This is a genomic window from Winogradskyella sp. Asnod2-B02-A, from assembly GCF_045063645.1.
Taxonomy (GTDB): domain Bacteria; phylum Bacteroidota; class Bacteroidia; order Flavobacteriales; family Flavobacteriaceae; genus Winogradskyella.
This window is the reverse complement of sequence record NZ_JBEFOG010000027.1, coordinates 198,529-215,187: the sequence shown is the minus strand read 5'-3', so window position 1 is coordinate 215,187 and position 16,659 is coordinate 198,529. Positions and strand designations below refer to the sequence as shown.

Here is a 16,659-nt window from a genome sequence, read left to right as displayed (position 1 = left end):
AATTGAATATTTTAGAATACAAATATAAAAAGTTATATATCCAATTGGTATTGCTCAGGCAATAATCTAAATGATTTTCTGTGATATTTAGTAATTCCATATTTTTTAATTGCTGCTCGGTGTTCTTTGGTTGGGTAGCCTTTGTTTTGTTTCCAGTTGTACATAGGAAATTCTTCGTGGATGATCTCCATAAATGTATCTCTATATGTCTTTGCTAATACAGAAGCAGCGGCAATACTCAAATATTTACTGTCTCCTTTTATAATAGTGGAATATGGGATTGACTCATATGGCTTAAACCGATTGCCATCTACTATAATATATTTGGGTATTGGCTTTAATTGAGAAATTGAGCCATGCATGGCTTTAATGGAAGCGTTTAAGATGTTGATGGTGTCTATTTCGGGTTCAAAAATATGTTGTACGCCAAAAGATATGGATTCTTTTTCGATAATAGGTTTTAGCAAAAACCGCTTTTTTTCAGAAAGCTGTTTAGAATCATTCAGAACTTTGTTTTTAAAAGTTAGAGGTAAAATAACTGCAGCTGCAGTAACAGGGCCTGCCAAGCAACCTCTACCTGCTTCGTCGGTGCCACATTCTAAATTATAGGTGGAAAATTGAATTTTTAGAGCCAAAATGTTAAATTTTGAACAAAGTTAAAATTTTAACGCAACCCTTTTACAGTTTTTGCATCTTAATAATGAGTTACATGCCTAAAACATTATATAAAATGGATTCAAAGGTTTGTTGAATAATCCGCAAAAGCTTTAACATGTTTTTGGCAAAAACGCTTGGTTATTTAATATTTAATTAAGATGTTTGCAAATAGACTAACTCAAATAATTGTTTTATGAAATTAAAATTAACATGGTTATTAACGCTTTTTATGGCGTTCGTGATGCAGTTTTCTTTTGCACAAGAGAAAAAAACTGTCACAGGTACGATTACAACCGCTTCGGATGAATTACCGCTTCCAGGAGCTAGTGTAGTTGTAAAAGGAACTTCTAAAGGTCAACAAACAGATTTTGATGGTAAATATTCCATTCAAGTTAATGTTGGCGATGTTTTAGTGATTTCTTATGTGGGTATGACACCTGCTGAAATTAAAATAGGTGCTTCGAACACTTATAATGTAGCATTGAAAGATGGTAGCACTCTTGATGAGGTAGTTATTGTTGCGTACGGTGAGCAGAAGAAAGAATCTGTGCTTGGTGCTGTTTCTACAGTTGGAGCTAAAGATATTGAGCAAGTGCCTATCGGTTCTTTTGATCAAATTCTTAAAGGTCAATCACCAGGTTTACATATATCTTCTGGTTCAGGACAACCTGGTACTAGTGCTAAGGTAAGAATTAGAGGTACACACTCAATTAATGGAGGTTCAGATCCTTTATATATTTTAGATGGTGTGCCAATTACTGCGAATGATTTTGCGACATTAAACGCAAATGATTTTGAAAACATTACTGTATTAAAAGATGCAGCTTCTACTTCTATTTATGGATCTAGAGGTAGTAGTGGTGTAATTTTAATTACATCTAAAAGAGGTACTTCTGGGAAATCTAGAGTAAAGTATTCTACTCAGTATGGTATTTCTGAAATCGGACAACTACGTTTCGAGATGATGACCGGTAGTGAGAAGATGATTTTTGAAAACTGGCAAACACCAGGAAAATGGACTGATGAGGATATCGCAACCGCTCCTAATACGGATTGGAGTGATATATTCTTCAGAACAGGTATAACACAGACTCATGATTTTTCTGTTACAGGTGGTAATGATAAAACTCAATTCTTTACTTCTGTAGGTATTTATGATCAAGAAGGTATTGGTCTTAGGTCCGACCTTCAGAGATTTACTGCGAGATTAAATTTAGATCACAAAGTTTCAGATAGATTTAAAGTTGGTGTTAGTACATCGATAGGTTATTCTAAATCTAACTTTATTAGTAGTGAAAATGGAATTAACTTAAATAATCCTTTTGCTGCTGTTTATTTATCAAATCCTTATGATTTACCTTATAATGAAGATGGCTCTTATAATACAGGAGGTGTTTTAATTGGTGGTAATGCTTTAGAAAATTTAGAAACTAACGTAAGTAAGCGTGCTGATTTAAAATTAAACATTAGCGGTAACGCAAGTTTAGAGATTGTGAAGAATGTAACAGCAAGAGTAAGTCTTGGTATTGATTATAGGGATAGAAAATCAGAAACAGGTGCTTCTCCAGATACATATTTTGGTCAAAATGCTGGTTTTACTGGCGATCAAGGAGGGTATAGTTTTACGAATTCTTACATCGCTAACATTAATGCACTTACAAGTTTAATGTATAGCAATGTTTTTAGTGATGTTCATAACGTAGATGTTGCGGCACACGTTGAGTATTATAAATATCATGCTAAGAGTGGTACTTTTTCTGGATTTGGAATTGATCCAAAGAGACTTGGTTATGCTACAGGTATAACTGCTGGTACAGATACTAATGGTTTTATTCCAGAAGTTGGTGGTTCAGTTACACAGAGAGGTCTTTTAGGTATTTTTGCTAACGCTAAATATAATTACGATAGTAAATATTTTGCTGAATTTACAATACGTAGAGATGCATCTTCAAGATTTTCTGAAGCTAATAAATGGGGTACGTTCTATGCAGTTGCAGCAGGATGGGCTTTACATAATGAAGATTTCTTAACCGCAGATTGGATAGATAATCTTAAATTAAGAGCAAGTATAGGTACTACTGGTAATCAGTTAGGTATTGCTGATTTCCAAGATGAAGGTACTTATGGTACAGCTTCTTACAACGGAATTGCAGGTATTTCTGTAGCTTCTATTGGGAATAACCAATTGAAATGGGAGGAGTCTGAGAAATTTAACGTTGGTGTTGATTATGGGTTGTTTAAGAATAGATTAAGAGGTAGCCTTGATTACTATATTGAAAGTATTTCAGATTTATTTATTGATCAACGTCTTTCTGGTACATCTGGTTTTACATCTATTGACTCTAATGTTGGTAAGATGCAAAATAAAGGTGTCGATGGACAAATCACAGGTACTGTATTACAGACAAAAGATTTTTCTTGGAGTTTAAATTTTAATTTCAATTACAATAAAAATGAAATTACTGATTTAGGTCAAGTTGATGAATACGAATTAGGTACTTCTATTGTTAGAGAAGGTTTAGCTTTCGGATCTCATTATGCTGTAGGTTGGGCTGGAGTTAATCCTGCTAACGGACAAGCATTGTATTTGGATGCTGATGGTAATATTACTGACGTATTTAGTGATGAGAACGCATTGGCTAAATGGGGAAGTTACGAACCAACTTGGACTGGTGGTTTCGGAACTCAAATTAACTATAAAGGATTCAATGTTTCTGCTCAGTTTACTTGGGTAAATGATTATTACAGATATAATAACCAAACATTCTTCCAAGAAAATCCTAATTTTTCTAACTTTAATTTATCTACAGCAATGTTAGATATATGGAGAACACCTGGTCAGATTACTGATATAGCTGGTTTTGGGAATAATAGAGAATTTAGTTCTGCTGATATTGAAGATGCTTCATACATGAGATTAACTAATGTTACAATTGGTTATACTGTAGATCCTGAAGTTTTAGAAAAAATTAATTTGTTCTCTGGAATTAGAGTATATGTTCAAGGTCAGAACCTTTACACATGGACAAACTTTGGTGGTTTTGATCCAGAGGATGATAACAATATTGCAGGATATGAGTATCCAACGCCTAGAACAATTACGTTTGGTGTAGATTTAAACTTTTAAAATAAATGAAAATGAAAATAAAAAATAACATACTAAGTTTTAGTAAAGAACTAGGTTCAAGTTTAGTTTTACTAATGTTATCTCTATCTCTTTTTACTAGTTGTGAGGATGCTTACAATATTGGTCCAGATGATGAAATAACTGAAAGTAATGCAATTACAAGCTTAACAGATTTTAGAGATGGGGTTATAGGAGTTTACGCTTTTATGCCTGCTACCAGTGCTATTTCTTGGAACTCATGGTTTACTGATGAGTTGCAATTACCTTCATCTAATAATGGACAAGGAGTACAAGTGCATACTTGGTCAATAACGACTTCAGATGCAACTGTTTTATCGCTATATAATAGTTACTTTTCAGTAATTAATAGAGCTAACCGTATTTTAGAAGCTGCGGGTAATTTAAGTGTAGATGCTGATGATGAAGCTGAATTTAATAGATTAAAAGGTGAGCTTTATGCAATAAGAGCATGGAGTCATTTTAAATCATTAACTTATTTTAGCACTTCTTATACAAATGATGATGCTTTAGCAGTTCCTTATATTGATTATGTTGTGGTTTTAGAAAGGCCTCTAAGAAATACAGTAGGTGAAGTTTTTCAAGGTATTGAAAATGATTTAGCTTTAGCAAAGGATTTAATTCCTGATACTTTTAATGATAATACTTTCTTTTCTTTGGATGCAATTACAGCTTTGGAAGCTAGAATGGCATTATATCGTGAGGATTTCCCTACGGCAATTACAAAATCTACTGTATTGATAGATAAGTATAATTTGACGGATACGGCTAGTTTCCCTTCAATTTGGACGGATAATGAAGATGCTGAAAATATATTTAAATTAGCTAGAGTTGTAGGTGATGATGCTATCGGCCAAATTTACAATGCGAATTCTGCACTTACATATTGGTTAGCTTCAGAGAAATTATTTAATTCTTATGAGGCTAATGATATCAGATTAAACCTTATTGATAATACAACTAGAGTAATTAATAAGTATCCAGGTAACGTGGCAGAAGTTGGTTTAAATCACATTAAAGATTTCCGTATTTCTGAGCAATATTTAATCAGAGCAGAAGCTTATGCAAGATCTACACAACTTGTTTTGGCTGCTGATGATTATAATGAATTAAGAATGAATAGAATTGTAGGATATACACCAGAGAGTTTCTCTAATGTGGTTGTTGCAATGTCTAATATTTTAGATGAGCGTTATAGAGAGCTTGCTTTCGAAGGACATAGATTTTTAGATTTAAAGAGAACAGGTACTGATTTAGTAAGAGATACTAATGACTGTTCTATACTTAATGCAGATGCTTGTACTCTACAGAGTAGTAATTATCTTTTTACATTACCTATTCCTCAAGATGAAAGATTTGTAAATCCTGATATCACTCAAAATCCTGTATATTAAAACACACACAATTATGAAAACGAAATATTTATTTTTATTACTTATAACTGTTTTATTATCTTCTTGTGAGGATATTGAAACGTCAGATTTAGGACTAAATAGTGATTGGTTACAATTTGAAAACAGTTCGGACAACATGTCTGAAGGAGAAGCGTCAATGCAAGTACCAATTCTTTATTCATCTAACGAAAATACAGATGGTGTAGATGTGAGCTTTACTTACACAGCTACAGTGCCAAATGGTTTTACAGTATTACCAGCTAATGGTATGATTAATATTCCTGCAGGCGAGTTTGTTGGATATATTACTGTAATACCAGAAGATGACGCAGTAGCCTCTGATGATATTATTATTACTTTTTCAATAGAAGGAAATACTGCTGCACCTTTAGGTATTGCAGGTCAAGGTATTTATAATGTAACTACTGATTTTAGGATTATTGAGGATGATTGTCCAATAGAAATCTCTGATTTTGTTGGTACATATAATGTAGATGAGATATTTACTGGTGATCCTGATGATGACGCTACTCCTAATGCAGGATTTGGTTTGGGAGACTTTTTCGGTGAGTCATATCAAATGGAAGCTGTTTTGGATCCTAGTGATACCACTGGTACAAAACTTATTTTTACTAATTCACCAGGGTTTAATACTTATTTTAATGATGGGGTTGTGGTAACCTTTATTACATGTACTAAAGAAGTTATAATAGATGATGGGTCTCCATTAATAGCCGAGTGGAATGAATACGAATATGAAACTTCTATATATAGTGATAGTGATCTTACTATCACATGTACTGGTCCCATTTCAACTGCTGGTCCTTATCAATTCATTTTAACTAAACTATAAAATAATAATATGAAGAATTATATAGAATTATCTAAAAGTTATTTAAATATACTTGCTGTGATCCTTTTAGTGTTCACTACTGCTTGTAATACTGATGATGCTTTTACATATGATGTGCCACCTCAAGAGGCTACAGCTTTAATTAACGATGTGAGCTTTGTTGTATCTAGTGAGTCGCCTTGTAGAACTGATATTAGTATCTCTTCTTCAAATTTTACTAATACTATTTACTATATGTTTTTGAGTGCAGACGCAGACGCACCTGATTCTCAAACAATATTTGATGAAGGTACTGCAGTTGTACCTGTAAATGGTGCCGCTAGTATTACATCTGGAAATTTGAATCCTTCAACAGATTATAAAGCTTACTTTATAACTCTAAATAATGATGGTGTTAGATCTGCAAAAGTGAGTGAGTACAACTATTCAACTCCAGAATTTGCTTTAAATTTATCATCTAGTTATGTAGGTACTTCTGTTTTTGTTCCTAATGGAGCAAGTCAAGAAGGTTATGCTGTTAATGTAACACCTGTTGCTGGAATGGATAACACTTATGATCTTGACGTTAGTTGGGGTGATGAATTAATAGGAATTGTTTGTGGTGGTTGTGTTAATCCTGGTGATTTCCCTGGACCATTAAGATTTTCTATTGATCCTGTAACTTATGATATTACTGTTCTTTCTGGTGGTGAATCTGCAGGCCAAGGATATCTTATTGATATAGCTTATGTTATTTCTGGATCAGGAACTTATGATATTTGTGAAGATGTTATTAGTTTAGATTTATTAGATGAAAGTTTATTTGGCGAAAGTATAACGGTAGTGTTACAATAGTAGTCACTTATAATATTTTTTTAAAACCTCACTTTTATAAAGTGAGGTTTTTTTTTGTTCAATACTTTTCAAATCTAATAAATGATGGTCCTTTGTTTTTATGAGTAAACCCTATTTTTTATTATTTATTTATCCTAAGTTTTTATTACCTTTACTAAAAAAAGAAGATTGGTTTAGCTGCATTTATTCAAAATGTAAAAATGCTTGCTATTAAAGAAAAATTTATATTATGAAGAAAATCTATTTTATAGTTGTTTGCTTGTTATCTTTTAATACTTATTCTCAGAATAAGTTAGAAGTTGAAGAAATTCTAAGAGAAACTAATATAAGTGAATTAACTAAACTCAGTCAGTATGCGGCAGAGCAACAAAAAATTAACGACAGTATTATAAATGTATTTGTTAAGGCTAACAATGTACCAAGAATTAAAAGAGATGGAAATAAGGTTATGCAAATTAGAAAAATTGTTGATAATAAGGCTGTTTATATATCTACGGACAATGTCGGTGGGGCTAGAACCAGTAGAACAAATTTTGTAAAGCCAGGAGGTGACCTCGGATTAAATTTAACTGGTGAATCTATGTATATTGGTGTTTGGGATGGTGGTTCAGCGAGAACTACTCATACGGAATTTAGAGTATTTGGAGGTGGATCTAGAATTGTGGCACCAGATATTAATTCATCTTTAGGTATTAATAATCATGCGACGCACGTTACTGGTACTATTGGTGCATCTGGTGTAAATCCAAGTGCTTTAGGTATGAGCCCAAAATCTGATATTGTTTCTTATGATTGGAATGGTGATAATGGTGAAGTAATTAATGAAATTACATCTAATGGTTTGTTGATATCAAATCATTCATACGGTGTTCCAGTTGATGGTCAGCCAGCTTCTACAATGGGTACATATGATGGTAGTGCAAGATTATGGGATCAAATTGCTTTTAGCGCACCATATTATTTACAAGTAGTATCTGCAGGTAATGATGGTTTAGAAAGTTATACTGGTGGTACAGCAAATGGTTACGATAAGTTGGTTGGGGAAAAAAATAGTAAAAATAATCTTATTGTTGCTAATGCTAATAACCCAATTATTAGTACTGACGGTAATGGGAATTTGGTTAGTATAAATATTAGTGCGAGTAGTAGTCAAGGACCTTCTGATGATGGTAGAATTAAACCAGATATTACTGCAGATGGTTCTGATGTTTATTCAACTTACAGTGCTGATGATAGTGCTTACGGAACTTCTTCAGGAACATCTATGTCTTCTCCTACTGTTGCGGGAAGTTTGCTTTTAATGCAGGAGTATTATAATCAATTACATTCTAGCTTTATGAAGTCTGCGACATTAAAAGGTCTAGCTTGCCATACTGCTGATGATGATTTTATTAATATTGGACCAGATCCTATCTATGGATGGGGATTGTTAAATGTTAAAAAAATGGCAGAAGCAATTACTGGTGCTAGTAATGGTACAGCTATAGTGGCTGAAGAAAATCTGAGTAGTGGTGGTACGTTTTCTTATACGTTTAACTCAACAGGTTCAAGCCCAATAATAGCTACTATATGTTGGACAGATCCTGCCGGAACCGATAGATCAGGTATTGTAAATGATGCAACTCCTGTTTTAGTTAATGATTTAGATATTAGAATTACGGATGGTACGAATATCTACATGCCATGGAAATTAAACAGTGCAAATGTTACTCAGTCTGCGACTAAAGGAGATAACGTTGTTGATAATGTTGAAAGAATCAATATAAGTACCGGTTCTGCTGGTAGTTATACATTAACAGTAACTCATAAGCAACCATTTTTAATAAACGGAGTACAACCATTCTCTTTAATTTTAACTGGAGCGGATTTGGTTTTAAATAATGCAGAGTTTAAACAAGATAATTTTGCGATATGGCCAAATCCTAATAATGGAGAGTTCAATATTCGTTTCGATTCTAACATAGATAATAATAACGACGTTAAAATAGATATTTATGATGTTAGCGGAAGACTAGTATTTAAAAATAGTTATGCTAATGATGCTGTTCAGTTTAATACAACTATAGAATTAAATGGAGTAGCTTCAGGTGTTTATATTGCAAATATAACTCAGGGTACTAATACTACATCTCATAAAATAATTATTGAATAAAGTAAAACGCTTATTCAGTTATTAGAATAAAAAAGACCAACATTATTAACTGTTGGTCTTTTTTATGTTAAGTAAATTGTAATTTTACATACATAAACAATATTTTATAGTTTTCTTTGTTCGATAATCATATAGTCTTAAATGTACATAAAATATTTTCTCATACTTATCTTTTTGTCTTTGTCAATAAGTCTCTTTGCTCAAACAAAACTTACTAGCAAGTCACTAACAAATAGACAACAATCTATATCAAACGATTCTTTACCGACAAATCGTACAAAAGGGTTTAAGAATGTTGCGATAATAGATATGTATAAGCAATTTAATAGTGAATTAGATTCCATATCAGTAGATACAACCTTATCTATAAAAAAAGATTTAAAATTTAATTATCTTCAAAAAGACAATTTTGGTTTAATGCCATTTGCTAATATTGGACAAACATATAATACATTAAGTTTTAATGCTGCAGAAAAGCTATCAGTACCTCAATTTGGAGCGAGAGCCCGTCATTTTAATTATTTGGAGCATGAGGATATTTATTTTTATGAAGTTCCAACACCATGGACGCGATTAACTTATAAAACTGCTTTTGATCAAGGACAATTATTAGATGCTTTTTTTACGGTTAACCTATCTAAACAGTTCAATTTTTCAATAGCATATAAAGGATTAAGGTCTCTTGGGAAATATCAAAATGCATTAACGAGTTCTGGTAATTTTCGTTTCAATTCAAATTATCATACAAAGGATAAGCGTTATAGTGCTAAGGGGTATATTGTAATGCAAGATTTATTAAACCAAGAAAATGGTGGAATAACAACTGAGGACATTGAAAATTTTACATCTGGAAATAAGGAGTTTTCAGATAGGTCTGTGTTTGATCCAAATTTCGAGGATGCAGAGAATATATTAGAGGGTAAACAGTTTTATTTCGAGCATTCTTATAAACTAAATTCTGAGCAAGACTCCTTAAATAATAGAATTTCTATATTGAATAAGATTTCATTTGAAGATAAGTATTATCAATTTGACCAATTAACGGCTTCAACTGACTTTTTTGGGGATGCTTTTACCAATAGTATTAAAGATAAAGTAACATTAGAAAACTTTGAGACGTCAGTTGGTGTCAATTATTCTAATAAATTTTTAGGCCAAATAGGATTAGCTTTAAACTATACTGATATAAATTATGGTTATAATAGTATAGTGCTATTTCCTAGTCAGCCGATTATACCAAATAGAATTAAATCGAACTTCCTAGGATTAGAAGGAGCATATTCAAAGACATATAAGAGTTTTAATATTTCTGGTAAGGGTAGTATAAATCTTTCGGACACATTTGTTGGTAGTTTTTTGGATGGATCAATTAGTCTTAAGCTAAACAAAGATATATCACTCTCAGGTGGGATATCAATTAATTCTAGACTTGCTAATTATAATTATTTATTATATCAAAGTGATTATATTAATTATAATTGGTACAATTTTGATAATTTCAAAAATGTAAATACACAACAGTTAAAATTCAATGTACAATCTCAAAAGTTTGTTAACGCATACCTTGATATATCAAATATTGATAATTATACTTATTTTAATTTAGAGGAAACTATAGATGAGATTAATATTATTAAGCCAAAACAATACAATAAACCACTTCAATACTTAAGACTAAAGATTCAAAAGGAATTCAAGCTAGGTAATTTTGCTTTAGACAACACAATTATGTATCAAAATGTTGTTAGTGATGACCAAGTTCTAAATGTTCCTGAGTTCATTACTCGAAATACATTATATTATACAAATTATTTGTTTAAAAAATCAATGATGGTGCAAACAGGAGTAACCTTAAACTATTTTTCAAAATATAATATGAATGGGTATGATCCGTTATTGGCAGAATTTTACACACAAAATGAAACTAAATTAGGTGCTTTTCCTAGATTAGATTTCTTTATTAATGCCAAAGTAAGACAAGCGCGAATTTTCTTAAAGGCGGAACACTTTAATTCATCATTTACTGGTTACGATTATTTCTCCGCACCTAACCAGCCATATAGGGACTTTATTATTCGCTTTGGTCTAGTCTGGGATTTCTTTCTTTAAATAGACTTCGTATAATAGCTTGACTAAATTAATAAAACCGTTTGGCTAAAGTTTGTTTAATATAGTACAGTGGTAGTCTTGTTATTAGTAATATATAATTAGGGTTGGTTGTAACCTAAAAGCAAGGGTTTTTATTATTTAACTATATCCTAAGGTTTAATTTACTGAATAGTTATAATATAAGCATAGGTCTATTCATAGTTGTTAGGTGTAAGATTTTTAGAAATAAACATTTGTATTTATTTGGACATTAGAGTCTTAAAAAAAAGATTAAAATAAAAAGGAAAAAGGACTTGTGGGTTTAGAAAAGGGTTTTATATTTGCACCCCGAAACAAAGACACTAGTTTAAGTTTCGCACGTTCATTTCCAGACAGATTTAGCNTTACCATTCCGAACAGAGTAGTTAAGCCCGTTTGCGCCGATGGTACTGCTTTACTGTGGAAGAGTAGGTCGCCGCCTTTTTTGTATCGATGATAAATCGATATTTGTAAAACCCTTACTAGTTATCTAGTAAGGGTTTTTTGTTTTTGGGTTGAACCAAAACTACTGCAAAACTTAATGCCTATAAAAACTATTCAAAATGTTTAGTTTTTATAGGCTTTTTGATTAGCTTTAATCAATAAATAACTCTTATGTTTATTTATTTCCTTACTTAATATGAAAAATAAAGAATTACAACTAGCTTGGAACTTTGTAAACAATACCAATAGAAATATCTTTCTTACAGGTAAAGCTGGTACGGGTAAAACAACCTTTTTACACAAACTCAAATTGGAGTCTCAAAAACGAATGGTTGTTGTTGCTCCAACTGGTGTTGCCGCTATTAATGCTAAAGGTGTAACAATCCATTCTTTCTTTCAAGTGCCATTTGGACCTATTTTACCAGATACAGATTTGAATGCTTCGGCTGGTTTTAATAGAAAGTTTAGTAAAACCAAGATCAATATTATTAGGTCGCTTGATCTTTTAGTTATTGATGAAATAAGTATGGTAAGGGCTGATTTGTTGGATGGTATTGATAAGACCTTAAGACGTTTTAAAAACCGAAATTTAGTTTTTGGAGGAGTACAGTTACTAATGATAGGTGACCTTCAACAATTATCACCTGTAATTAAGGAACATGAATGGAGATTATTAAGTCCTTTTTATAAGAATGCTTTCTTCTTTAGTAGTCAATCTTATCAGCAATGCAATGCTATAACAATAGAATTAAAGTATATATATAGACAAGAAAATCCTTTATTTATCGAAATTCTTAATGAAATTCGGAGTAATAAATTAAGTAAATCTTCAGATGATGAATTAAATAAACGCTACCAACCTGAATTTGTTTCAAATGAAAATGATGGATATATATCATTGACCACTCATAATAAAAAAGCAAGTCAAACAAATAGAGAAGAGCTTGAAAAACTCAAGAGTGAATCAAAAATGTATAAAGCAGTTGTTAAAGGAAATTTTCCAGAGAACTCATACCCAAATAAGGAAGAATTAAAATTAAAAGTAGGTGCACAAGTAATGTTTGTAAAGAATGATAGTTCTCCTGAGAAACGCTACTATAATGGTAAAATTGGTAAAGTAATTTTATTAGATAAGGATGAAGTTGTGGTTAACTGTCCTGATGATGACTTTAATATTATTACTAAACCAGAAGTGTGGGAAAATATAAAATATACCGTAGATTCTGATACTAAAGCCATTTCTGAAGATAAAATAGGGAGTTATACACAAATACCTTTACGCTTGGCTTGGTCAATTACCATTCATAAAAGTCAGGGTCTAACTTTTGAAAAGGCCATAATAGATGCAGAAGGAGCTTTTGCTCATGGACAAACATACGTGGCTCTAAGTCGTTGCAAATCTTTAGAGGGTTTAGTTTTAAAAAGTAAGATTACCTCAAATCAAATAATTAGTGATGGTAATGTTATTACATTTAATGAGGAAGCAGAATCAAAACAACCTAATGATGATATTTTACAGCAATCTAAGAGATTATTTCAATTAGATTTAATTTCGGAAATTTTCAACTTTTATAAGTTTATATATCCCACGAATAGAATTTTAGATATTTACTATAAAAATAGGGGTAGTATTGAAGGCAATATTGAAAATCCGTTAAATGCAATTAAAAAAAGTATAACTAATTTATTAAAAGTAAGTACCTCTTTTAATACTCAGTTAAAATCAATTGGCGGTTCTTTAGATATTCCAGAATCTAATGATTCTATACAAGAACGTTTTGTAAAAGCTATAATCTATTTTAATAATGAAGCAAAAACAACAATAGAAACAGCGTTTAAAACTCTAGTTTTTACTACAGATAATAAAACAATTGAGAAAGATATAAATAAACAATATGATGGATTAGAGGAGCTACTCACAACTAAGTTATTGTTTTTTGAAGGTTTAAAAAAAGAATTCAATGTAAAACAATTTTTAGAATTAAGAGCTAAATCTGTTTTCCTTGCTAAGGATAAGCCGAAAAAGCAACGCAAAACCGTTATTGACGGAACCACGAATATTGAACTTTTTGAATTACTGAGAGAACTTAGAAATCAAATTGCTAAGCGAGAAGATTTAGTACATTTTCAAATTTTTACTCAAAAGTCGCTTTACGCTATGTGTGAAATTTTACCTATTACTAAGGAAGAACTAAAAGAAGTTCATGGCATGGGCAAAACGAGAATTGAAAAATATGGAGGCGAAATATTAAACGTTATCAAAACCTATTGTGAAGAAAATGATATTGAAACTTTAAAAGATTTGCCTGTTATTAAAGAATTAAATACTAAAAGTAACAAAGGCGATTCTAAGAAAATATCTTTAGAATTATTTAAAAGTGGAAAATCGATCGATCAAATTGCACTAGAGAGAGAATTAAATGTAAATACAATTTTTGGACATCTAGCTTGCTTTATCACTTCAAAAGAAATTGCGATTACTGATTTAATGTCTAAAGCGCATTATTCAGAATTAAAGAAAATTATTCCAACTAAAACCTTTGAAAACCTTTCCGACTTAAAGCATCAACTCGACGATAAATTCTCATATGGTGAATTAAGAATAGTAGTTAACGAGCTTTCTGAAAATTAAAAGGCTCCAAAATTAGATTCTGAAGCCTTCAAATATGATTTTTTAATAAACTATCCTCTTATTAAACCTCTAGAAATTACAATTTTCTGAATTTCCGAAGTTCCTTCATAAATCTGAGTAATTTTTGCATCACGCATTAAACGTTCTACATGGTATTCTTTTACAAATCCATTACCACCATGTATTTGTACAGCTTCAACTGTGTGCTCCATAGCAACTTTACTTGCATAAAGTTTAGCCATTGCACTGCTCATATCGTAATTATTACCTTGATCTTTATCCCAAGCGGCTTTCATTACTAACATTCTTGCAGCTTCTATCTCTGTATACATATCTGCTAATTTAAAAGCAATGGCTTGATGGTTGCAAATTTCTGTTCCAAAAGCTTTACGCTCTTTAGAGTATTTTAGAGCTAATTCATAAGCACCAGATGCAATTCCTAAAGCTTGAGCAGCGATACCAATTCGTCCTCCAGAAAGTGTTTTCATGGCAAATCTAAAACCAAATCCATCTTCACCAATTCTATTTGCTAAAGGTACTTTTACATCATTAAATTGAAGTGTATGAGTATCACTTCCTCTAATACCTAGTTTATCTTCTTTAGGTCCAATATCAAAACCTGGCATTCCCTTTTCTAGTATAAAAGCATTGATTCCGTGTGATCCTTTGTGCTTATCAGTTTGCGCAATAACCAAATAAACTTCTGCGCGCCCACCGTTAGTTATCCAGTTTTTAGTTCCATTAAGAATGTAATGATCACCTTTATCTATTGCCGTAGTTTTTTGAGAAGTTGCATCACTACCAGCTTCAGGTTCACTTAAGCAAAATGCTCCAATACATTCTCCTGTAGCTAACTTAGTCAAATATTTTTGCTTTTGCTCTTCATTGCCATAAGCTTCTAGGCCATAGCAAACTAAGGAGTTATTTACAGAAACCATTACAGAAGCAGAGGCATCAATTTTAGATAATTCTTCCATAATTAATATGTAAGAAATAGCATCCATACCACTCCCTCCATATTTAGGATCTACCATAATACCTAAAAATCCAAGCTCGCCCATTTTGCGAACTAAGCTTTCAGGAAATTTTTGAGCATTATCCCGTTCTATAACACCAGGAAGTAATTCTGTTTGAGCAAAGTCTCTCGCTGCATCACGAATCATTAGATGCTCTTCTGTTAAACTAAAGTCCATAAACTATAAATATTTATTGATTTCTTAAAATTTTGAAGCAAAGATAAATTTTTATTAGCGTATTTTCAATAAGTAATATTATTTTTACTAATATGATAAAATCTAATTATAAAATCTTGGGTATAATGTCTGGTACATCATTAGATGGTATAGATATAATTAATGTTAACTTTTCATTCAATAAAGGTTGGAGCTTTGAAATACTTAATGCAGAAACTATAGAATATTCAAAGCCATGGAAATCTACTTTAAGTCAATTGGTCACTTTGCCAATGGATCAATTAGAGATTTTAGATATAAAATATACCGAATATTTAGCAAGTGTAATTTTAGATTTTATTAATAATAATTCAATTAAATCTATAGACTTTATAGCTTCTCATGGTCATACGGCACTGCATCAGCCCAAAAATGGGTTAACATACCAAATAGGAAATCAACAGATTTTAGCAAAGAAACTACATCAAAAAGTTATTTGCGATTTTAGAGTTCAAGATGTTTTACTTGGAGGTCAAGGAGCTCCATTGGTACCTATAGGAGATAGATTGCTGTTTAATAACTATGAATATTGCCTCAATTTAGGAGGCTTTGCGAATGTTTCATATGAATTAAATAATGAAAGAATCGCTTTTGATATTTGTCCTGTAAATATTGTTTTGAATCATTATGTTTCAACATTAGGTTTAGATTATGATGATAAAGGTCAATTAGCATCAACAGGAAGCCTCAATAAAAATCTATTAATTCAACTCAATGAAATTTCTTTTTATAATGAGCAACCTCCAAAATCTTTAGGATTAGAATGGGTAGAATTAAATATTTTCCCATTAATTGATTCTTATAAGCTTAAAATTGAAGATATATTGAGAACTTACCTGGAACATATTGCTATACAAATTTCAAAGATTCTGATAAAAAATAAGTCACAAGCTTTAGTTACAGGAGGTGGAGTTTATAATGATTTTTTAATGAAACGAATAGATGGTTTTTCAACATCTGAAATTGTTATTCCAGAAAACGAAATTGTAGAATTCAAAGAAGCTTTAATTTTTGGGTTACTCGGAGTTCTTAAAGAACGAAATGAAGTTAATTGTTTAAAAAGTGTTACAGGCGCAAAACGTGATCATTCTTCAGGAGTAATTTATACAATCTAATGTTTTACTATAGTTATTAATTACCTTTGTAACATCTTTTATTCAAGTTCTTAAAAGCGATATCCGAAGCCTCT

The 16,659-nt window shown here is 31.4% G+C and carries 10 protein-coding genes; 8 read left to right on the top strand and 2 right to left on the bottom strand.

All coding sequences use genetic code 11. The annotated features are described in order from the left end of the window. Window positions 1-32: 32 nt before the first annotated feature. Entirely contained in the window at window positions 33-635 is a 603-nt protein-coding gene (locus tag ACJJVO_RS09130; RefSeq protein WP_405573124.1) for a ribonuclease HII, read from the bottom strand. Between the two features lie 215 nt (window positions 636-850). Between ACJJVO_RS09130 and ACJJVO_RS09125 the strand changes: the two genes are divergently transcribed. From ACJJVO_RS09125 to ACJJVO_RS09095, 7 genes are all read left to right on the top strand, one after another. Then, window positions 851-3,784, top strand: a complete 2,934-nt coding sequence (locus tag ACJJVO_RS09125; RefSeq protein ID WP_405573121.1) for a SusC/RagA family TonB-linked outer membrane protein — start codon at window positions 851-853, stop codon at window positions 3,782-3,784. 11 nt (window positions 3,785-3,795) lie between these two features. Continuing rightward, window positions 3,796-5,196 (top strand): RagB/SusD family nutrient uptake outer membrane protein, encoded by a 1,401-nt coding sequence (locus ACJJVO_RS09120; RefSeq protein ID WP_405573120.1) that lies wholly within the window; start codon window positions 3,796-3,798, stop codon window positions 5,194-5,196. Between the two features lie 13 nt (window positions 5,197-5,209). Then, window positions 5,210-6,049: a hypothetical protein gene (locus ACJJVO_RS09115; protein WP_405573117.1), complete on the top strand. Its 840-nt coding sequence runs from the start codon at window positions 5,210-5,212 to the stop codon at window positions 6,047-6,049. Between the two features lie 9 nt (window positions 6,050-6,058). Continuing rightward, a complete protein-coding gene (locus tag ACJJVO_RS09110; protein WP_405573114.1) occupies window positions 6,059-6,883 on the top strand; it encodes a hypothetical protein in 825 nt (274 codons plus the stop codon). A gap of 229 nt (window positions 6,884-7,112) precedes the next feature. After that, a complete protein-coding gene (locus ACJJVO_RS09105; protein ID WP_405573111.1) occupies window positions 7,113-9,035 on the top strand; it encodes a S8 family serine peptidase in 1,923 nt (640 codons plus the stop codon). A gap of 309 nt (window positions 9,036-9,344) precedes the next feature. Continuing rightward, window positions 9,345-11,144, top strand: a complete 1,800-nt coding sequence (locus ACJJVO_RS09100) for a putative porin (RefSeq protein ID WP_405573108.1) — start codon at window positions 9,345-9,347, stop codon at window positions 11,142-11,144. Window positions 11,145-11,802: 658 nt separating this feature from the next. Then, window positions 11,803-14,238, top strand: coding sequence for a helix-turn-helix domain-containing protein (locus ACJJVO_RS09095; RefSeq protein ID WP_405573105.1), 2,436 nt, complete (start codon window positions 11,803-11,805; stop codon window positions 14,236-14,238). Between the two features lie 50 nt (window positions 14,239-14,288). Here ACJJVO_RS09095 and ACJJVO_RS09090 read toward each other — a convergent pair whose 3' ends face one another. Beyond that, window positions 14,289-15,431, bottom strand: a complete 1,143-nt coding sequence (locus ACJJVO_RS09090; protein WP_405573103.1) for an acyl-CoA dehydrogenase — start codon at window positions 15,429-15,431, stop codon at window positions 14,289-14,291. A 92-nt stretch (window positions 15,432-15,523) separates the two neighbouring features. Between ACJJVO_RS09090 and ACJJVO_RS09085 the strand changes: the two genes are divergently transcribed. Continuing rightward, complete coding sequence (locus ACJJVO_RS09085; RefSeq protein ID WP_405573101.1) at window positions 15,524-16,585, top strand: anhydro-N-acetylmuramic acid kinase; 1,062 nt, start codon at window positions 15,524-15,526, stop codon at window positions 16,583-16,585. Window positions 16,586-16,659 lie beyond the last annotated feature (74 nt).